The sequence below is a fragment of the Xanthomonas prunicola genome, from assembly GCF_025266575.1.
Classification (GTDB): domain Bacteria; phylum Pseudomonadota; class Gammaproteobacteria; order Xanthomonadales; family Xanthomonadaceae; genus Xanthomonas; species Xanthomonas prunicola.
The window spans coordinates 2901502-2920350 of the sequence record NZ_CP096142.1; the positions used below are offsets into that span (position 1 = coordinate 2901502).

Consider the following 18849-nt stretch of genomic DNA (forward strand, 5'->3'; position numbering starts at 1 on the left):
CATCCCTCATCCGCCCTGCGGGCCCCTTCTCCCGTAGGCGGGAGAAGGGGGAGAGAAGGGGCTGCAGCGTGCATTTTCCGTTCGCGGGCATGACGACGTTACCGTTCTCACCCCGCAATCATGACGACGTCATCGTTCTTGGCCTTGCAGTCATGACTGCTCTTTCCACACCGCTCGCAGTGATTCCTGCTTCGTCGTTGCTCCGCTCCCGCTTTCCTTTTCCCGCCAGCGGGAGAAGGTGCCCGAAGGGCAGATGAGGGCGCTGGTCAGCCCTGTCGATTGGCTGCCAGGTCTTCCACCCAGAAACGTCCATCCGGGTAGCTGAATTCGGCAATCGAAGACGCGTGCATTTCTGCCGAGAAACCGGGCACCTCCGGTGCCAGATAGCGGCCGTGCTGGATGCGGACCGGGTCCAGGAAGTGTTGATGCAGGTGGTCGACGAATTCGATCGCACGGTCTTCCATCTTGCCGGTGATGGCAACGAAGTCGGCCATGGCCAGATGTTGTACCAACTCGCACAAGCCGACGCCACCGGCGTGCGGAAACACGCGGATGTCGAACTTTGCGGCCAGCAACAGGATGGCGAGATTTTCGTTGACCCCGCCCACGCGTGCAGCGTCGATCTGGATCAGGTCCACCGCGCCGGCCTGCAGCAGTTGCTTGAACACCACGCGGTTTTGCGTGTGCTCGCCCGTGGAGACCGGCACCGGCGTGATGCCCTGGCGAATGGCGGCGTGGCCGAGCACGTCGTCCGGGCTGGTGGGTTCTTCGATCCAGGCGATATTGAATTCGGCCAGCTGGCGCATCCAGTCGATCGCCGGGCCAACGTCCCAGCGCTGATTGGCATCGACTGCCATGGCGATATCCGGGCCGATGGCCTGGCGCGCCAGCCGGCAGCGACGGATGTCGTCCTGCACATTGGCGCCGACCTTGAGCTTGATGGTGCGGAAGCCGTCGGCGACCGCTTCCTTGGCCAGCCGTACCAGCTTCTCGTCCGAGTAACCGAGCCAGCCGGGCGAAGTGGTGTAGGCCGGGTAGCCCTGTTCGATCAGCTGCGCGATGCGTTGCGCGCGCTGCGGTTGCGCATCGCGCAGGATGGCCAGTGCTTCGTCGCGTGTGAGTGCGTCGGTGAGATAACGGAAGTCGATGGTGTCGACCAACTGCTCGGGCGTGAGTTCGGCAATGAAGCGCCACAGCGGCTTCTTCGCGGCGCGTGCTGCCAGGTCCCAGGCGGCATTGATCACTGCGCCGATGGCCATGTGCATCACGCCCTTTTCCGGGCCGAGCCAGCGCAGCTGCGAATCGTTGGTGAGCCGGCGCGCGAACGCGCCAAGATCGGCAATGACGTCTTCCACACGCAGGCCGACCACGTGATCGGCAAGGGCCGCCACCGCGGCGGTCTGCACATCGTTGCCGCGGCCGATGGTGAACACCAGGCCATAACCGGCCAGGTCGTCGGCAGCATCGGTCCGCAGTACGACGTAGGCCGCCGAGTAATCGGGATCGGGATTCATCGCATCGGACCCATCCAGCTCGCGCGAGGTGGGGAAGCGGACGTCGTGGGTATCGAGGGCGACGATGGTGCTCATAAAGTCCTGGACGAGTGGAACAACAAGTTGGGATGCACACCCCCTCCCAACCAGGGAGGGGCTCGGCGACGGCGCGCACTGCCTGTGGTCGCGCGACGCAGGCTCGTTTCAAGCAAGAAAGAATCGAGCCGCTGCTGATGCGCCGTGCTCTATCAATCCCACTCTTACGAAAGGAGGTTCAACCGATATCGCGCGGATGCGCCACCACCGGCTGGCGCTGACGGCCGAGACCTTCGATCTCCAGTTCCATCACGTCACCCGGCTTCAGATACACCGGCGGCTTTTGGCCCAGGCCCACGCCCGGCGGAGTGCCGGTGCTGATCACATCGCCCGGCATCAGCGTCATGTAACGGCTGATGTGGCTGACCAGCTCCGCCACGCCGAACACCATCGTGCGGGTGCTGCCGTTTTGGTAGCGGTGGCCGTTGACCTCCAACCACATCGCCAGGTTCTGCGGGTCGGCGATCTCGTCGCGCGTCACCAGCCATGGGCCGATCGGACCGAAGGTGTCGGCGCTCTTGCCCTTGACCCACTGGCCGCCGTGTTCGAGCTGGAATTCGCGCTCGGACAGATCGTTGATCACCGCGTAGCCAGCCACATGGTTCAGCGCTTGCTCTACCGACACATCGCGCGCCACATCGCCGATCACCACACCCAGCTCCACTTCCCAGTCGCTCTTCACCGAACCGCGCGGGATGATCACCGTGTCATTGGGACCACACACCGCCGTGGTGGCCTTCATGAAAAGAATCGGCATCTTGGGCACTTCCATGCCCGATTCGGCGGCGTGGTCGGCGTAGTTCAACCCCACGCAGATGAATTTGCCGATGCGGCCCACCGCTGCGCCGTAACGCACCTGGCCTTCGATCAGCGGCAGCGTGGCCACATCCAGTGCGCGCAGTTTTTCCAGGCCGGCGGTGGTGATGTGCGCGCCGGCCACATCGTCGATCACACCGCTGAGGTCGCGGATGCGGCCTTCGCTGTCGATCAGGCCAGGGCGTTCGTGGCCTTCGGCGCCAATGCGTACGAGTTTCATGCGGTCTTCCTTTGCAGATGAGAAATGGAGCGGCTAGCAAACCTAGCGCGCGTGCATCGGGTAGATCAGGACGGTGTGCTCACATCGAAGCGAAAGCGCGACAGATCGCATCACCCAAGCGCTGCGGCCGCGGGTGTGGCGGACGGCAGCGTGCGTCGTTGCCGTAATCAGTTGGACCAGCCGCCATCGATGATGTGAGTCTGGCCGGTGGTGAACGACGATTCGTCCGATGCCAGGTACACCACCAGCTGCGCAATCTCGCGCGGGTCGCCCAGGCGGCCCATCGGCTGGCGGTCGGTGAAGCTCTTCCACACCGCTTGTTCGTCGCCGCCCAAGGCTTTGACGCGCTCGCCCAGCGACGGCGTCTTGATGGTGCCCGGGCAGATTGCGTTGCAACGCACGCCCTGCGCCACGTAGTCGGCGGCGATCGCCTTGCTCAGGCCGATCACTGCGGCCTTGGTCACGCCGTACACGAAGCGATTCGGCACGCCCTTGATGCTGGAGGCAACCGACGACATGTTGATGATGCTGCCGCGGCCGCGGTCGAGCATGCCCGGTAACACCGCCTTGCAGGTGTAGTACATCGCATCGACATTGATCGAGAACGAGCGGCGCCAGGCCGGTTCGTCGCAATCGAGAATGCTGCCCTGATGCACGAAGCCGGCGCAGTTGAACAACACGTCGAACGGGCCGTGTGCCTGGATCAATGCGGTAATTGCGGCAGCGTCGGTGACGTCGAGCAGTTGGGTGGTGATGGCGTCCGATTCGGCGGCCAGCGCTTGCAAGGCGGCAGAGTCGATGTCGGTGGCGATCACCTGTGCGCCGGCATGTGCGCAGGCCAGCGCGCTTTCGCGGCCGATGCCGGCGCCGGCGGCGGTGATCAGGCAGCGCTTGCCCTGCAGACGGGAAGTGGGAGTAGTGGGAATCGAGACAGTCATACCGATGAGGTTCCGTGGGTGGGGGCCGCCGGCCGTGGCAGACGATAGAACGAGCGTGCGTTGTCGCCGAAGATGGCTGCCGCGTGTTCGGCGGCGTGCCGGGTGACGAGTTGCTGTGCGAGCGCGAACCAGTGCGCATAATCGGCGCGTAAGGTCAGCACTGGCCAATCGCTGCCCCACAGCAGCCGTTGCGGGCCGAAGCGGGCGAACAGATGCGCGACATACGGCTCCAGCGCGTCCACGCCAGCGCCGCGCGCGGCTTCGGTCAGCAGGCCGGAGAGTTTGCAGTGCACGTTGGGATGTTGCGCCAGAACCGCCATGCCGGCGGCCCAGGCGACGAATTCGCCAGCGGCAATCTGCGGCTTGCCGCCGTGATCCACCACCACGCGCACCCCCGGGTGGCGCTTCAGGCGCGCCTGCAGTGCTGGTACGTGCGTGGCGCGGATCAAGGCGTCAAAGGCCAGATCGTGCGCCAGCAGTGCATCGAAGGCGGCATCCAGGGCGGGATCGGCTAGCCAGTGCACGTCGGCGATGTCCTGCACCATCGGGCGCAGGCCCTTGAGCACGCCGCCGCCGGCACGCACCAGCGCGCCGATGCGTGCGGCGGCATCGGGTGCAGCAAAGTCCACCCAACCGACCACGCCGGCAATGCGCGCATCCTCGCGGGCTAGCTCGAACAGGTAACAGGTCTCGGCTTCGGTGGCGGCAGCCTGCACGACGACGACCTGATCGACAGCGGCGGCGTCCAGCGCCATGCCGACGTCATCCGGGCCGAAGTCGCGGTACAGCGGCGTCAGCTCGGGCGTCAGCCAGTGGTAATCGCCACGGGCCAGGTGCCAGAAGTGCAGATGCGCGTCGACCCGGCTCATGGCGTGGGCAAGTCCGTCGCGAGCAGACCATCATCGCGCAGGCGTTGCCACAGCTCGGGCGCAATGGCGGCCGCAAGCCGCGTGGCCGCCGATCGCACTTCGGCCACGGTACGCATGCCAGCCACTACCGTGGTCACCGCCGGATGCGCCAGCGGGAACTGCAGGGCGGCCGCACCGATATCCACCCCGAACGCCGCGCAGGCCGCGTACAGCCGCTGCGCATGCTGCAGCGTGGCGGTATCGACCGGGGCGTAGTTATAGGTGGCGCCAGGGCCGCGCGCGTCACTGAGCAGGCCGGAGCTGTACGGTCCGGCCGACAGGATCGCCACGTTGCGTTGCTGCGCCTGCTCCAGCAATGCGTGTGCGCCGTGCTGTTCCAGCAGGGTGTAGCGGCCGGCCAGCATCACGCAGTCGAGCGGAAAACGCGGCAACACCTCCAGTGCCACGTCCTGCTCGTTGACGCCCAGCCCGATCGCCCCGCACGCGCCGGCCGCCTTCAGCTCCGCCATCGCCGGCAAGGCCTCCTCCAAGGCCTGGCGCAGCACGTTGACGTGGTTATCGCCATGGGTCAGCGCACCGATGTCGTGCAGCAGCAACACGTCGATGTAGTCGGTGCCCAGGCGCTCCAGGCTGGAGGCGAACGCGCGCCGCACGCCGTCGGCGCTGTAATCGAACTCGGCGCGGCGACCGGCCACTGCAAAGCCGTCGCGGCCGGCGGCGGCCTGGGCGTCGTCGTAGACGCAGCGGCCGACCTTGGTCGACAGCGTGTAGGCCTTGCGCGCTACCCCGGCCAGGCCACGGCCCAGGCGTGCTTCGCTCAGCCCATAGCCGTAGTAGGGCGCGCTATCGAAGTGACGGATGCCGGCCTCGAACGCGCCTGCGACCGCGGCCAGTGCGTCTGCCTCATCCACTTCCGTGTACAGATTTCCGATCGGCGCCGCGCCGAAGCCCAGTGCCGACAGCTGCACGTCGGTGCTGCCGAGACGCTGCCGTGCCATGCCGCTCACGTACGCCGCTCCGCGAGCAGGTTGGATGCGCAGCAAGCGCATTGGGAATCTGGAAAGCAGGGACTGAGCATTACAACGTCCACCAGCGAGCAGGTGCCCGGCTGTTCGCATATGAATATGGCAATCATCAATGAACAGATCACGCTGCAGTGCAGCATTATGGCGATATCGGCTTGCCGGCGTCTGTGCGGACACGCATCGCGATGTCGAATTCCGCAGCCGACATGAGTCAGGCCAACGCGGACGAGAAGGGTCGGGTCATCGTCGTGATCCTGTTCGACGCGATCCGTAGGCTGTGGAGCGCGCAGCTCGCTGTGCAGATCATCGGCTCCACCGACCTCGGTCGCTTGGAGGGTGAAGACAGCATGGACGCGCGTGGCCACAACGCACCGGCCCATCCGCGTGCGCCTGACCAACCACCACCAAGTGCTGGAATCGAATGTTCTTTCGATAAAGGTCGGCAGTGGATGCGCCAGCCCACCCCGCATCGAGGTATCCGGATTGCGTCACACCGTGTTCGGTGGCTGTTTGAGCCGGCAGGTCGGCGTGCAGGTCGCGCAACAAGGCAAGGTGATAGTGCGTGACTTGCGCTGCCACGCGCCTGCATGCGGACGGCTCGCGCCACGCGGCGAGAGCGTCAAACGGCGAGGTCCGGGGGGACCTCGCCGTCAGGCGTTACAGCCACCATCACTCCATCGCTTAGTGTCAGCGGGAGACGGTCGGTGCGAAGAACCGGATGTGTGCGTCGTGCGACATGCCGATTCCGCGGACTGGGCGTTCCTGTCTGGCAGCGACGCAGTCGCGCTATCGATCGCAGTTAACCGCAGCAGTAGCAGACGTTGCCCTGGCCCAGGTCGCCGCCGAATTCCGGACACTCGGCTTTGCAGGCCCATGCACTACACGATTCGACTTTCGGCTGTGCGTTATCGACCGCCATCACCTGGAAGGCACCGAACCCGGTGCTTGCCAGAAAGGTCGCTGCCATCAACGCACTGCGTAAGGTGACCCAACGCTTCTTCATGCATTACTCCTTCACCGTTGCAAAAGCCGCTGGCGCGTCCGTGTGGCGCAAGGCGGCGACGAGTTCCTGCACCCGCTCCGTGGTATCGAAAACGCCAAGATGGGAATGGCGCACGCGCCCCTCCGCATCAATGGCCATCAGCAGCGGCACGTTGCGCGCGCGAAACAGCATCAACGCGCGACGATCGGTCAACGTGACCACCGGAAAATCGAAACCGTGCACATGTGCATAGCGCGCGGCCTGGGCAGCATCGCAATGGCACACGCCCAACAGCTGCGGCCTGCCCGGCAGGTTGGCCTGCAACTGTTGCGCCGCGCGCAGCACGGTCGGTGCCGAGCGCTGGCAATAGGGGCAGGTGGTGGTGAAAAAGAACAGCACCTGCGCTGGCCCATGCGGAGCGCCGAGCAAATGGCGCTGACCAGCGCCATCGGTCACTTCGATACGCGGCACGTACATGCCTTCGTAGGGTGTGCTGATGCGCGTCTGCAGCCATTGCTGCTGCACACGCAACTGCCGGTTCTGCCACGCCAGCACAGCAATCAATGCACATGCCACCAGCAGGCCCATCCAGAGCCAGGGGAAACGTCGCGCCATTCAAGCTCCAACAGCGTTCTGGGTGCCCGAGCCTTGCCCAGGCATCAGCACATGGTCAATGGTGATATCGACAACTGCGATGTCGCACGGGATGCGGCTGTGGATGCGATCACGCCCGCCCGCTTGGGCCTGTCACTGATGCATGGTGGCGGGATGGGTGTTTGCGCAATCCGGTCAACCGCTGAGCGTGCAATGCGGCATCGGCGTCGGCGTACATGTGCACATACGGATTGCTTGACGTGTCGAACGCAAGCGCACCGTCAAACCAACCTCGTATGCAGGCCGATCTGCGGTAGCTGCACGCGGGCGCGATCACGCAAGCACGCCAGAAACACAGAAACCACCAGACGCGAAAGCGGCATCGCCACACGCGCTGCCCACGCAGCGCTAGCTGCTGTCCAGCGTCCAGCCGTGCCCGCTCGTGGCATGCTGTGCGCCACGGCGCGTGGGTGCGTGCCGGCCTTCCCAGGATCATGTGATGCGCGCGATGGCGTTCTCCGCTCGGCTGTGCGTGCTGGCACTGCTTGCCTGCAGCGCGGCACAGGCCAATGACAGCAGTTTCGGCGACGACAACGGCACCATCCGTCTGCTGCATCAGGCCGACATCAGCATGGACCGCGAAGCGCTGCTGCTCAGCGAAGCGCGCGTGCAGGTGGATTATGTGTTCACCAATCACAGCGAGCGCGACCTGAGCGTGCCGGTGGCCTTTCCCATGCCGCCGATGTATTTCGGTATGGCAGACCACAGTGCACTGACCGATTTCAAACTCTGGGCCGACGGCAAACCGGTCGCCACCACGCGCAAGCTGGTGGTGCTGCTGGATGATGGCAGCGACATCTCCAAGACGTTCGCCGCCACCGGCTGGACCCCGGACGACGTCGCCGCCTTCACCGAATCGTCCACGCCGCCGAAGGGACGCAAGCGGCTGCCCGCGCGCTGGGTCGATGGCGATGGGCAACCGCGCTTCACGCTCAACGAGTACTTCGTCTGGCAGCAGAAATTTCCCGCTAAAGGAAGCGTGCAGATCCGCCACACCTACACACCCAGCGTGTCCACCGGCGTCCCGCAGCCCAGCAGGTATTTGCTGGAGACGTATGCAGAAGACACCTGCATCGAGCCGGCCACCAAAGCCAGCATGCAGCGTCGCGAAGGCCAGTACGGTCTGGGCTGGGCCAACCTGCGTTATGTGCTCACCACCGGCAAGAACTGGAACGGCCCGATCAAGGACTTCCAGCTGACCATCCGCAAGCAGGCGCCCAGCGACATCCTGAGTGTGTGCTTCGACGGCGAACTGAAAAAGATCGACCCGCTGACCTTCCAGTTCAAGCAGGCCAACTTCGTGCCGATGCGCGATTTGAACGTGTTGTTCGTGCGTGCGGCAGAGTAAATCGAACCGGAAACCTCAGCGTACGCGCCAACGAGTGTGCGAGGCGGCGTTACCGATTAGGCCCATCGCGGCAGTTGTCTGCAGCGCGCAGCAAACGAATGCTGTCCGCTGGACTACGTCGCCGGCAAGGGGCGCGGGTCTACGTCAGTCGTCTTCCGGCGGCGGCAGCACGATGCCGTCGGCATCGATGGCGAGCTTGCCGGCCATCAGCACTGCCTGGGTACGATTGGTGACGCCGAGCTTGCGCAGGATGGCGGTGACATGCGCCTTGATGGTGGCTTCGGACACGCCCAGGTCGTAGGCGATCTGCTTGTTGAGGCGCCCGGCGCCCAGCATTTGCAGCACGCGGAATTGTTGCGGAGTGAGATCGCGCAGACGCTGGCCAACTTCGCGTTCTTCGCTATCGGTGGGCGGCAGGTTTTGCGCTTCGGCCGGGATCCAGCGCTCGCCATCGAGCACGGTGGCCAATGCACGCCCGATGGTGTCCGAATCGGCAGACTTGGGAATGAAGCCGAACGCGCCGTGGTCGATCGCCCGCCGCATTACGGTGGGTTCTTCGCGTGCGGACACCACCACCACCGGCAATTGCGGATGCAGCGAGCGCATATGCACCAACGCACTGAAACCCTGCGCGCCCGGCATGTTGAGATCCATCAGCAATAGATCGGCATCCGGCTGCGCATCGGCAAGGGTGTACAACGCATCCACCGTGTCGGCCTCGAACAACTGCACCCCCGGCATGACCCGCTGCACCGCCCCGCGCAAGGCCTCGCGAAACAGGGGATGGTCATCGGCGATCAGCAGGGTCGTCATTGAGGGGCCGGGAATGGGGAATGGGGAATCGCAAAGGCAATAGCGAAGAGCGGCGTGGCAAGCAACAACAACAACAACAGCGTCGATGCGGTGACGTTGAAGAAGAGAATTGGCAACGGTGAATAAATGTAGGGGTCGGGAACCGGCTTTTACGAATCCCCAATCCGCCTATGTATTTCCCACTCCTAGGGGAACCGGTCTAACGATTCCCCAATCCCGATTCCCCATTCCCAACGCGCGTTATCGCGTTAGCCGCTCATTGACCAGCGAATCCACCACCGATGGATCCGCCAGGGTCGAGGTGTCGCCCAACTGGTCCGGGGCGTTCTCGGCGATCTTGCGCAGGATGCGGCGCATGATCTTGCCCGAGCGCGTCTTCGGCAGGCCGGGAGCCCACTGCAGGTGATCGGGCGAGGCGATCGGGCCGATCTGCTTGCGTACCCAGCTCACCAGTTCCTTGTGCAGGTCTTCGCTGGGGGTCTCGCCGGCGATCAGGGTCACGTAGGCATAGATGCCCTGGCCCTTGACGTCGTGCGGGAAGCCGACCACGGCCGCTTCGGCGACCTTGGGGTGCGAGACCAGCGCGCTTTCCACTTCGGCGGTGCCGATGCGGTGGCCGGAGACGTTGATCACGTCGTCCACGCGGCCGGTGATCCAGTAGTAGCCGTCGGCATCGCGGCGGCAACCGTCGCCGGTGAAGTAGCTGCCCGGATAGGTGCGGAAATAGGTGTCGACGAAACGCTGGTGGTCGCCGTAGACGCTACGCATCTGGCCCGGCCACGAATCCAGCAACACCAGATTGCCCTCGGTGGCGCCTTCCAGGATCTTGCCTTCGGCATCGACCAGCGCCGGCTGCACGCCGAAGAACGGCAGGGTGGCCGAGCCCGGCTTGAGATCGACTGCGCCGGCCAGCGGCGAGATCAGGATGCCGCCGGTTTCGGTCTGCCACCAGGTGTCCACGATCGGGCAGCGGCTGTCGCCGACTACCTCGTAGTACCAGCGCCAGGCTTCCGGATTGATCGGCTCGCCGACGCTGCCGAGCAGGCGCAGGCTCTTGCGCGAGGTTTTCTTGACCGGCGCTTCGCCATCGCGCATCAGCGCGCGGATGGCGGTGGGCGCGGTGTAGAACAAGGTGACCTGGTGCTTGTCGATCACTTCCCAGAAGCGCGACACGTTCGGGTAGTTGGGCACGCCTTCGAACATCACCGCGGTGGCGCCATTGGCGAGCGGGCCGTAGACGATGTAGCTGTGGCCGGTCACCCAGCCCACGTCGGCGGTGCACCAGTAGATGTCGTCTTCGCGCAGGTCGAACACCACTTCATGCGTGTAGCTGGCAAACAGCAGGTAGCCGGCGGTGGTGTGCAACACGCCCTTGGGTTTGCCGGTGGAGCCGGAGGTGTAGAGGATGAAGAGCGGGTCTTCGGCGTTCATGCGCTCGGGGTCGCACTCGGCCGGCTGGCCGTCGACCACGTCATGGAACCAACGGTCGCGCGGTGCCTGCATCTCCACCGCACCGCCGGTGTGGCGCACCACCAGCACGGTTTCGACCGTGTTGGTGCCGGGAATCTTCAGCGCTGCATCCACATTGGCCTTGAGCGGGATCTTCTTGCCACCACGCAGGCCTTCGTCGGCGGTGATGATGAGCTTGCTCTGGCAATCGATGACGCGGTCGGCGATCGAGTTGGCAGCAAAGCCGCCGAATACCACCGAATGCACCGCACCGATGCGCGCGCAGGCGAGCATGGCCACGGCGGCATCGACGATCATCGGCAGATAGATGGTGACCCGGTCGCCCTTCTTGACGCCCAGGTTGCGCAGCGCATTGCCCAGCTTGCAGACGCGCTCGTACAGCTCGCGATAGGTGACAGGGTAGGACTGCGCATCCGGGCTGTCGGGTTCGAACAGCAGCGCGGTCTTGTCGCCGCGCGTGGCCAGCTGGCGGTCCAGGCAGTTGACGCTCGCGTTGAGCTCGCCATCGCCGAACCAGCGGATATGAAAGTCCTCCAGCGCGTAGCTGACGTCCTTGACCTGGGTGGGTTGCTTGAACCATTCCAACCGCTGCGCGGCCTTGCCCCAGAACTGCTCGGGGTGTTCGATCGATTCGCGGTACAGCGCGGCGTACTGCTCGCGCGTCACGCGCGCATCGGCGGCGAACGCGGGATCGACGGGATAAACATCAGCCATGGCACCCTCACTTGCGATGAACTTGTCGGAAGAGGGCGTTACGGCTGCCCTCGGTAGACGATCAGTGTGCCGCATCCATTCTGTCCCGGCGGCCAACGGCGCCTTAGACCATGGTCGTAACCCCTCGGGAAGTGCACCAGCGCACACCCATTGCCGGCTGCAGTGCGCCCATCGGTCATCTTGCGCAATGCTGCGCTGCAGCTACGACCAAAGGCGAATAGGCTCCGGAGCGCGGACTGCCGCACGCTCCGCACAGCATCGCCATCAAGCGCGAGGCCTTCATTGGGGAGAGGGGTCCATGAAACACCGTACTGCACCGCTGGTACGCCATCCGTTGGCGGCCGCGTTGTTCGTCGCCACCATTTTGCCGGGCGTGGCGTTCGCACAGACGGCCAAGGAAAAGGCATTGGAAGCGCGCATCGCCGAGCTTGAGCGTCAGGTCCAGCTGCTGGTCTCCGCGCAGCAACAACAGCAGGGCCAGATCGCGCAGACGCAGACGCAAGTCAGCAAAGTGCGCACCTTGCAGGCACAGACGCCGCCTGCACCGGTGGTGCCTGCCGGCAAGAAGCCGATCCAGCTGACCAGCATCACGCCAAACGCAGCGGCGGGGACCACGTTCCGTTACGGCGGTTTCATCAAGGCCGACTTCATGACCACCCGCACCTCCGACGGCGCATTGGCCGAAGGCGCGGTGGGGCGTTACCTGTACATCCCGACGCAGACACCCATCGGCGGGCAGGCGTCGAGCACCGACACCGACTTCCATGCCAAGTTCTCGCGCTTCAACCTGGGCGTGGACACGGTCACCGAAAACGGCGACAAGATCACCGGCTTCATCGAACTGGATTTCTTCGGCAACGCGCTGGCCAACCAGGTCAACAATCTGTACGGCGGCACCTTGCGCCACGCTTACGTGAGCTGGAACAACTGGCTGGCCGGCCAGACCTGGTCCAACTTCATCGATCCCACCATCCTGCCGGAAGCGGCCGATATCGTCGGGCCGACCGACGGTGCGTTGTTCAGCCGCCAGACCCAGATCCGTTACACCCGCGGCGCCTTCAGCGTGTCGGCAGAAAACCCCGAGACGCTGACCACGCCCTACCAGGGCGGCAACACCATCCTGGCCTCCGACCATGGTGCGATGCCGGACCTGACCGCGCGCTACAACTGGAAGGGCACCTGGGGCACGTTCGGTCTGTCGGCCATTGCGCGCCAGTACCGCACCCGCAGCGCGCTGACCAACGACACCGACTTCGGCGGCGCCATCGCCGGCGGTGGCCGCTGGATCATCAATGCCAATAACGATCTGCGTTACCAGCTCAGCTACGGCGAGGGCCTGGGGCGCTATCTGGGTCTGGGTAATGGCTCGGATGTGGAGATCGACATCGACGGCAATATCCAGACCGTCAGCACGATTGCCGGCTGGGTGGCCTGGCGTCACGACTACAACGCCAAGCTGCGCAGCACCATCATGTATTCGCGGGTGAACTACGACCACGACATCGCCAATACCGGCGCGCTGGCGAGCAAATCGCAGCAGAGCATCCGCGCCAACGTCTTCTATTCGCCGCTGCCCAAAGTCGATGTGGGTGCCGAGCTGATGTACGGCCGTCGCGAAGCCGAAAACGGCGACAGCGGCGACATCTCGCGCCTGCAGTTCACCACCAAGTACAGCTTCTAAGCTTCATCCCGCCGGCGGCCCCCCACGTATGTGGGCGGGCCATGCCGCCCGCACTCCAGGAGACAGACCATGACCGTCTCGAATGACGCGTTGATCGCCAAGATCGATGCCAATCCGAAGTACCACGCACTCAAGCGTCAGCGCAACACGCTGGGCTGGACACTCACCGTGCTGATGTTGCTGGCCTATTACGGCTACATCGGCCTGATCGCGTTCGATAAGGAGTTCCTCGCCAAGCCAATCGGTGCCGGCGTGACCTCGATCGGCATTCCGATCGCGATCGGGGTGATGGTGTTCACCATCGTCATCACCGCCATCTACGTGCGTCGCGCCAACAACACCTATGACCAGCTGACCGCGCAGATCCTTGAGGAAGCCCGCAAATGAGCAAGACTTCGCGCCTTCTCCTGATTCTGGCCGGCCTGCTGCCGGCAGGCCTCGCACTGGCCGCTGGCGGCGACATGGGCCAGGTCGACAAGCAGCCTACCAACTGGGTGGCGATCGGCATGTTCGGTTTCTTCGTGCTGGGCACCTTGTGGATCACCAAGTGGGCGGCGGCCAAGACCAAGTCGGCCGCTGACTTCTATACTGCCGGCGGCGGCATCACCGGTTTTCAGAACGGCCTGGCGATCGCTGGCGACTTCATGTCGGCGGCCTCGTTCCTGGGCATTACCGCGGCGGTGATGGCCAACGGTTACGATGGCCTGATCTATGCGATCGGCTTTCTGGTCGGTTGGCCCATCCTGACCTTCCTGATGGCCGAACGGCTGCGCAACCTCGGCAAGTACACCTTTGCCGACGTGGCCGGCTACCGCTTCGCGCCGACCGCCATCCGCAGCTTCGCCGCGTCCGGCACGCTGGTGGTGGTGTTGTTCTATCTGATCGCACAGATGGTCGGTGCCGGTGCGTTGATCAAGCTGCTGTTCGGCCTGGACTACTGGGTCGCGGTGACCCTGGTCGGCGTACTGATGATGATCTACGTGCTGTTCGGCGGCATGACCGCAACGACCTGGGTGCAGATCATCAAGGCCGTGCTGCTGCTGACCGGCGTGACCTTCATGGCCGTGGCGATCATGTGGCACTTCAACTTCAGCTTCGAGGCGCTGTTTGCCGAGGGCGTGCGGGTGAAGACGGCCATTGCGGCCAACGGCGGCGCATCGCCCGAGGATGCGGCAAAAGCAGGCCTGGCGATCATGGGCCCGGGCGGCTTCGTGAAGGACCCGATCTCGGCGATCTCGTTCGGCATGGCGTTGATGTTCGGCACCGCCGGCCTGCCGCACATCCTGATGCGCTTCTTCACCGTTCCCGATGCCAAGCAGGCGCGCAAGTCGGTGCTGTGGGCGACCACCTGGATCGGCTACTTCTACATCCTGATCTTCATCATCGGCTTCGGTGCGATCGCGCTGGTGCTGACCAACCCGCAGTTCGCCGATGTTGCCACCGGCACCATCCACGGCGGCAAGGGCGCGGCCAACATGGCGGCGGTGCTGGTCGGCAATGCGGTCGGCGGCAACGTGTTCATGGGCTTCATCTCGGCGGTGGCCTTCGCCACCATCCTGGCGGTGGTGGCAGGGTTGACCCTGTCCGGCGCCTCGGCGGTGTCGCATGACCTGTATGCCACGGTGATGAAGAAGGGCAACCCGGCGCCGGGCTCGGAGCTCAAGGTCTCGCGTGCCACCACCTTGGTGCTGGGCGTGATCGCGGTGCTGCTGGGCATCGTGTTCGAGAAGCAGAACGTGGCCTTCATGGTGTCGCTGGCATTCGCCATCGCGGCCTCGGCCAACTTCCCGGTGCTGATCCTGTCGTTGTTGTGGAAGAACTGCACCACCCGTGGCGCAGTGACTGGCGGGTTCCTCGGCCTGATCTCTTCGCTGGTGCTGACGATCCTGTCGCCGTCGGTGTGGGTGGATACGCTGGGGAACGCAGCCGGCTCGGCGCCGTTCCCGTACACCTCGCCGGCGCTGTTCTCGATGACGATCGGCTTTGTCGGCATCTGGTTGTTCTCGGTGCTGGATCGCAGCCCGCAGGCAGCCAACGAACGCGCAGCGTTCAAGGCGCAGCAGATCCGTGCCGAAACCGGCCTGGGTGCCAGCGGTGCGTCCGGTCACTGATCGACCGGCGTCATTGGTATTGTGATCGCAGACGCCGGCCCAGTGCCGGCGTTTTGCGTTTGGGAGGCTGCTGTCCTGGCGAGGACTCGGCTGGACGATCGCACTAAGACTCAGCACGTTACTGGCCAGCGTGGCAGCGCATGCGCTGTGGGCAGGTCACCGCGATGCCATCGAACCTTGGCGTGGCTGGTGGAGTCGCCACTGCTACATGCGTGCGACCCGGCTTGTGCGCGGCCTAGCGACTGGCGGCATGCCCGTCACTGGCGCCACCGACAATGCGGCTGCACCGCTGCAAGCCGAGCACAAGGTGCTGGATGCGCTCACCCCAACGACAGCAGCAACAGGCACGTGGAGGTGTTCGACGATGACTGCCACACGCGTGCAACCGCGAAGTGGCACCGCCGTCTTCCGCTCACCAGCGCATCGACTGGCAGCAAGAAACGTAGCGACGCCGCCGTGCGTCCACCGGCGACGCGCTTAGCGGAAGTAACGCGCCTTCAACGGCAAGGTGGCCGCGCCAATCGCGCAGGCATCGGCCGGCGCTTCGGCCGGAAGCAGCAAGGGCATCGGGCGGTCATGGTCGCGGCGTGGCAGGTTGTCGATCTGCACCGCGGCGATCAAGCGCTGCGCCAGATCGCCCGGCAGGCGACCGCCAAACACGATGGCTTCGGGGTCGCACACGGCCGTGATGGCGGAAACGATCAACGATATCCCCGGTGCGCTGCGGGCGATCCAACGCTCGATCGCCGACCAGGCCGGATCGTAGGCCGCCAGCACGCTGCGCACATCGGCGAATGCCACGCCGTCTTCGGCCAGCAGTTCCCGCAGCAGTTCCAGGGTGGGGCACTCCATCTGCTGCGCCGGCAACATGCCGGCGAACTCGCCCGCATTGCCACGTGCGCCACGCATGACCTGGCCGTCGATGACCAGGCCGCCCCCCAGACCGTAACTCAGAAACAGATACGCAAAGTCGCGGTAGCGCTGACCCACGCCCAGCATCGCTTCGCCAGCAGCGGCAACGCTGCCGTCGTTATCCATCCACACCGGTTGCCCGAACGTCTCGGCCAGCCACGGGCACAGGGCGATCTGACCCAGGGCGCGCAGCGGCTCGGGCGGGTTGATGAAGGCATCCTCCCCGGTGAAAAACCCACTCATTGCAACGCCGACGCCCAGGCGCGTGCCAGCCGCGTCCGCACGTGCCAGCAGCGCGGCATCGGCGGCCTGCAGCTGGGTGAGCACGCCGTACAAGGTGGTATCGGTCAGCGCGGTCTCGCTGACGGCCAACACCGCTCCGGAAAAATCCGCCAGCGCCAAGGTCAGCGCATCGGTGGCGATGGAGATACCCAGCGTGTGCCCGTACGCCGGATTCAGCGACACCGCCACGCCGGGCTTGCCGCGCCCGTTGCGCGCCACCGATTCGCCCATCTGCACCATGCCGCGCGCTTGCAGACCTTCGATCAGACGCACTGCGGTCTGCACGGTCGTTCCGGTGCCCCGGCTGAGGTCGGCACGGGTAAGTACGCCGGCCCGCCGCAGGCGGTCGAGCATGTCGCGCTCGTTGATGCTCAGATTGGGAAGAGCTGGCGAATGCGGCGGCAACGCGACGGCGGCTGATGACGGCATGGCTAGCGGCGTCATAGGGGGTAGCGCTAGCTTACCCACGTCGGCTGGGCTAACTAAATTCTCAGTAAATGATTGATTGATCGCTGCTGTTACTTGCAGATGCCACTCTCGTGCTGTCGCCCGTGGCAGTTGTCTCAACTGGTCCTGATTTGCAGGTAGACGCCCCCGTGCCGCCGCTCGACGGCAAGCGCGCCCGGTCGTCCGTCGGCATCTAAACATGCGGCACGCATCTGGACGGGACGTGCACAAATGCGCCCGCATCCATCGCTGCATTGCGTGGCACGCGTGCCCCGTTGCCCTCCAACGCGGGGACGCATTGCTCCACCGTCCTGAGGCACGGCACATGCGCGGTACCATTGGTGGTTTGAACCACGGTCCACGCCATGAAGATTGCCTCCTGGAACGTCAACTCGCTCAACGTGCGTCTGCCGCACCTGCAACAGTGGCTCACCGCGTTCGCGCCGGATGTGGTGGGGATCCAGGAAACCAAGCTGGAAGACCATAAGTTTCCGGACGCAGCACTGGCTGCGCTGGGCTACCGCAGCGTGTTCTGCGGGCAGAAGACGTACAACGGTGTCGCGATCCTGTCGCGTTCGCCGGCGCTGGACGTGCAGATGGGCATCCCCGGCTTCGACGACGTGCAGCAGCGCGTCATCGCCGCCACGGTCGATGGCGTGCGCATCATCGATCTGTATGTGGTCAACGGCCAGGACGTGGGCACCGACAAGTACGCCTACAAATTGCGTTGGCTGGCCGCAGCGCACGAGTGGATCGCCCAGGAGCTGCAAAAGTATCCGCAGCTGGTGGTGCTGGGCGACTTCAACATCGCCCCGGATGCGCGCGACGTGCACGATGCGACGGTGTGGAATGAGCACCACATCCTCACCTCGACCGACGAACGCGCCGCGTTGGAAAAACTGCTGGCGCTGGGCCTGCACGATGCATTCCGGTTGCACAACCAGGATGCCGAGCAGTTCAGCTGGTGGGATTACCGCCAGGCCGGCTTCCGTCGCAATCTTGGCCTGCGCATCGACCTGACGCTGGTGTCCGATGCCTTGCGCGCGCGCGCCGTGGCGTCGGGCATCGACCGCGAACCGCGTACCTGGGAACGCCCCAGCGATCATGCGCCGGCGTGGGTACGGCTGGCGGAGGCGGGCGCATGAGCGAGCGGCATCTGCGTCGCAGCACGCACAAAGTAGGCGATGTCACGCTGGCGCCGGTGCATCGTCTGAGTTGCCACTGCGGTGCAGTGCAAATCGATCTGGATCTGCCGCATGGCCTGCTCGATCCGCGTCGTTGCGATTGTTCGATGTGCCGCCGGCGTGGCGCCATCGTCGCCTCGGTCCCGCTCGATGGCCTGCACGTGCTGCAGGGCGAAGAGGTGCTGCGCCTGTATCAGTTCAACACACACGCCGCTGCGCATTATTTCTGCGGTGTGTGCGGTATTTACACCCATCACCGGCGCCGCTCCAATCCCAACGAATACGGCTACAACGTCGGCTGCCTGGAAGGCGTCAACCCCTATGCGCTGAACATCGCCGTGCCGGTGGAAGACGGTGTCAACCATCCGGCCGATCGCGCTGCTGCGGAAGGCTGATACGACAACGCCCGGGCAGACCCGGGCGTTGCATGGAGCCAGGTGTGTGAGGCGATACGTTAGCGCAGGCGGCCGCGGGTAAACAGATTGACGATGGCCAGCAGGATCACCGCACCCACCAGCGACCACACGAAGGTCCACAGCGTGATGGCCTGGTTGATGCCGCCGCCGAACAGGAAACCAGCGATCAGCGCACCGACGATGCCGACCACCACATTGAGGATGATGCCCTGTTGTGCATCGCGACGCATGATGATGCTGGCCAGCCAACCCACGACGCCGCCGACGATCAACCAGATGATGATGCCCATGTTGCTGATCTCCTTGTTCACGTGCACCGGAGGTGGTGCATGGGCGCCATTCAACGCAGCTGCGCGTGAAGCAGCTGTCGAGCGCCAT

Annotated in this window: 18 protein-coding genes; 6 read left to right on the forward strand and 12 right to left on the reverse strand. The window is 64.7% G+C overall.

Translation table 11 applies throughout. From position 1 onward, the window contains the following. Window positions 1-266: 266 nt before the first annotated feature. From M0D43_RS12275 to M0D43_RS12310, 8 genes are all read right to left on the reverse strand, one after another. Window positions 267-1589, reverse strand: coding sequence for an L-fuconate dehydratase (locus M0D43_RS12275; RefSeq protein WP_260807235.1), 1323 nt, complete (start codon window positions 1587-1589; stop codon window positions 267-269). Window positions 1590-1767: 178 nt separating this feature from the next. Continuing rightward, the gene (locus M0D43_RS12280; protein ID WP_252164842.1) at window positions 1768-2625 is read right to left on the reverse strand and encodes a fumarylacetoacetate hydrolase family protein; all 858 of its coding nucleotides are present in this window, start codon (window positions 2623-2625) and stop codon (window positions 1768-1770) included. Between the two features lie 167 nt (window positions 2626-2792). Continuing rightward, complete coding sequence (locus M0D43_RS12285; protein WP_260807236.1) at window positions 2793-3563, reverse strand: SDR family oxidoreductase; 771 nt, start codon at window positions 3561-3563, stop codon at window positions 2793-2795. Next, complete coding sequence (locus M0D43_RS12290; protein ID WP_260807237.1) at window positions 3560-4432, reverse strand: amidohydrolase family protein; 873 nt, start codon at window positions 4430-4432, stop codon at window positions 3560-3562. The genes M0D43_RS12285 and M0D43_RS12290 overlap by 4 nt, the downstream gene beginning before the upstream one ends. Next, complete coding sequence (locus M0D43_RS12295) at window positions 4429-5439, reverse strand: aldo/keto reductase (RefSeq protein ID WP_252164845.1); 1011 nt, start codon at window positions 5437-5439, stop codon at window positions 4429-4431. The genes M0D43_RS12290 and M0D43_RS12295 overlap by 4 nt, the downstream gene beginning before the upstream one ends. Next, on the reverse strand, window positions 5436-5672 hold the full coding sequence (locus M0D43_RS22175) for a hypothetical protein (protein WP_425510675.1): 237 nt from the start codon (window positions 5670-5672) through the stop codon (window positions 5436-5438). The genes M0D43_RS12295 and M0D43_RS22175 overlap by 4 nt, the downstream gene beginning before the upstream one ends. Window positions 5673-6256: 584 nt before the next feature. Further along, window positions 6257-6460: a hypothetical protein gene (locus M0D43_RS12305; protein ID WP_101364957.1), complete on the reverse strand. Its 204-nt coding sequence runs from the start codon at window positions 6458-6460 to the stop codon at window positions 6257-6259. Window positions 6461-6463: 3 nt separating this feature from the next. After that, a complete protein-coding gene (locus M0D43_RS12310; protein ID WP_260808268.1) occupies window positions 6464-7027 on the reverse strand; it encodes a peroxiredoxin family protein in 564 nt (187 codons plus the stop codon). 505 nt (window positions 7028-7532) lie between these two features. Here M0D43_RS12310 and M0D43_RS12315 point away from each other — a divergent pair. After that, a complete protein-coding gene (locus M0D43_RS12315) occupies window positions 7533-8441 on the forward strand; it encodes a DUF4424 domain-containing protein (RefSeq protein ID WP_252164846.1) in 909 nt (302 codons plus the stop codon). A 144-nt stretch (window positions 8442-8585) separates the two neighbouring features. On the opposite strand, the gene M0D43_RS12320 is transcribed toward M0D43_RS12315, so the two are convergent. After that, window positions 8586-9254, reverse strand: a complete 669-nt coding sequence (locus M0D43_RS12320; RefSeq protein WP_010374372.1) for a response regulator transcription factor — start codon at window positions 9252-9254, stop codon at window positions 8586-8588. Window positions 9255-9494: 240 nt separating this feature from the next. After that, on the reverse strand, window positions 9495-11438 hold the full coding sequence (acs, locus tag M0D43_RS12325) for an acetate--CoA ligase (protein ID WP_260807238.1): 1944 nt from the start codon (window positions 11436-11438) through the stop codon (window positions 9495-9497). Between the two features lie 298 nt (window positions 11439-11736). On the opposite strand from acs, the gene M0D43_RS12330 reads away from it, so the two are divergent. The 3 genes from M0D43_RS12330 to M0D43_RS12340 all read left to right on the forward strand — a co-directional run bounded on the left by M0D43_RS12330 (window position 11737) and on the right by M0D43_RS12340 (window position 15230). Then, window positions 11737-13119 carry a DcaP family trimeric outer membrane transporter gene (locus tag M0D43_RS12330; RefSeq protein ID WP_260807239.1) on the forward strand — a complete coding sequence of 461 codons (1383 nt, stop codon included), beginning with the start codon at window positions 11737-11739 and terminating at the stop codon, window positions 13117-13119. 69 nt (window positions 13120-13188) lie between these two features. Continuing rightward, entirely contained in the window at window positions 13189-13506 is a 318-nt protein-coding gene (locus tag M0D43_RS12335) for a DUF485 domain-containing protein (protein WP_017156033.1), read from the forward strand. Continuing rightward, complete coding sequence (locus M0D43_RS12340) at window positions 13503-15230, forward strand: cation acetate symporter (RefSeq protein ID WP_101364962.1); 1728 nt, start codon at window positions 13503-13505, stop codon at window positions 15228-15230. The genes M0D43_RS12335 and M0D43_RS12340 overlap by 4 nt, the downstream gene beginning before the upstream one ends. A 477-nt stretch (window positions 15231-15707) precedes the next feature. On the opposite strand, the gene M0D43_RS12345 is transcribed toward M0D43_RS12340, so the two are convergent. Further along, the gene (locus tag M0D43_RS12345) at window positions 15708-16853 is read right to left on the reverse strand and encodes an ROK family transcriptional regulator (protein ID WP_260807240.1); all 1146 of its coding nucleotides are present in this window, start codon (window positions 16851-16853) and stop codon (window positions 15708-15710) included. A gap of 383 nt (window positions 16854-17236) precedes the next feature. Between M0D43_RS12345 and xth the strand changes: the two genes are divergently transcribed. Next, window positions 17237-18016 (forward strand): exodeoxyribonuclease III, encoded by a 780-nt coding sequence (gene xth, locus M0D43_RS12350; protein WP_252164851.1) that lies wholly within the window; start codon window positions 17237-17239, stop codon window positions 18014-18016. Continuing rightward, the gene (locus tag M0D43_RS12355) at window positions 18013-18450 is read left to right on the forward strand and encodes a GFA family protein (RefSeq protein WP_101364964.1); all 438 of its coding nucleotides are present in this window, start codon (window positions 18013-18015) and stop codon (window positions 18448-18450) included. Before xth ends, M0D43_RS12355 begins: the two co-directional genes overlap by 4 nt. A 59-nt stretch (window positions 18451-18509) precedes the next feature. On the opposite strand, the gene M0D43_RS12360 is transcribed toward M0D43_RS12355, so the two are convergent. After that, on the reverse strand, window positions 18510-18761 hold the full coding sequence (locus M0D43_RS12360; RefSeq protein WP_252164852.1) for a GlsB/YeaQ/YmgE family stress response membrane protein: 252 nt from the start codon (window positions 18759-18761) through the stop codon (window positions 18510-18512). Window positions 18762-18849: the final 88 nt, after the last annotated feature.

Coding starts and splice junctions, on each gene's coding strand:
- M0D43_RS12275 (WP_260807235.1), bottom strand. CDS start 1,589: ATGAGCACCATCGTCGCCCTCGATACCCACGACGTCCGCTTCCCCACC.
- M0D43_RS12280 (WP_252164842.1), bottom strand. CDS start 2,625: ATGAAACTCGTACGCATTGGCGCCGAAGGCCACGAACGCCCTGGCCTG.
- M0D43_RS12285 (WP_260807236.1), bottom strand. CDS start 3,563: ATGACTGTCTCGATTCCCACTACTCCCACTTCCCGTCTGCAGGGCAAG.
- M0D43_RS12290 (WP_260807237.1), bottom strand. CDS start 4,432: ATGAGCCGGGTCGACGCGCATCTGCACTTCTGGCACCTGGCCCGTGGC.
- M0D43_RS12305 (WP_101364957.1), bottom strand. CDS start 6,460: ATGAAGAAGCGTTGGGTCACCTTACGCAGTGCGTTGATGGCAGCGACC.
- M0D43_RS12310 (WP_260808268.1), bottom strand. CDS start 7,027: ATGGGCCTGCTGGTGGCATGTGCATTGATTGCTGTGCTGGCGTGGCAG.
- M0D43_RS12315 (WP_252164846.1), top strand. CDS start 7,533: ATGCGCGCGATGGCGTTCTCCGCTCGGCTGTGCGTGCTGGCACTGCTT.
- M0D43_RS12320 (WP_010374372.1), bottom strand. CDS start 9,254: ATGACGACCCTGCTGATCGCCGATGACCATCCCCTGTTTCGCGAGGCC.
- acs (WP_260807238.1), bottom strand. CDS start 11,438: ATGGCTGATGTTTATCCCGTCGATCCCGCGTTCGCCGCCGATGCGCGC.
- M0D43_RS12330 (WP_260807239.1), top strand. CDS start 11,737: ATGAAACACCGTACTGCACCGCTGGTACGCCATCCGTTGGCGGCCGCG.
- M0D43_RS12335 (WP_017156033.1), top strand. CDS start 13,189: ATGACCGTCTCGAATGACGCGTTGATCGCCAAGATCGATGCCAATCCG.
- M0D43_RS12340 (WP_101364962.1), top strand. CDS start 13,503: ATGAGCAAGACTTCGCGCCTTCTCCTGATTCTGGCCGGCCTGCTGCCG.
- M0D43_RS12345 (WP_260807240.1), bottom strand. CDS start 16,853: ATGCCGTCATCAGCCGCCGTCGCGTTGCCGCCGCATTCGCCAGCTCTT.
- xth (WP_252164851.1), top strand. CDS start 17,237: ATGAAGATTGCCTCCTGGAACGTCAACTCGCTCAACGTGCGTCTGCCG.
- M0D43_RS12355 (WP_101364964.1), top strand. CDS start 18,013: ATGAGCGAGCGGCATCTGCGTCGCAGCACGCACAAAGTAGGCGATGTC.
- M0D43_RS12360 (WP_252164852.1), bottom strand. CDS start 18,761: ATGGGCATCATCATCTGGTTGATCGTCGGCGGCGTCGTGGGTTGGCTG.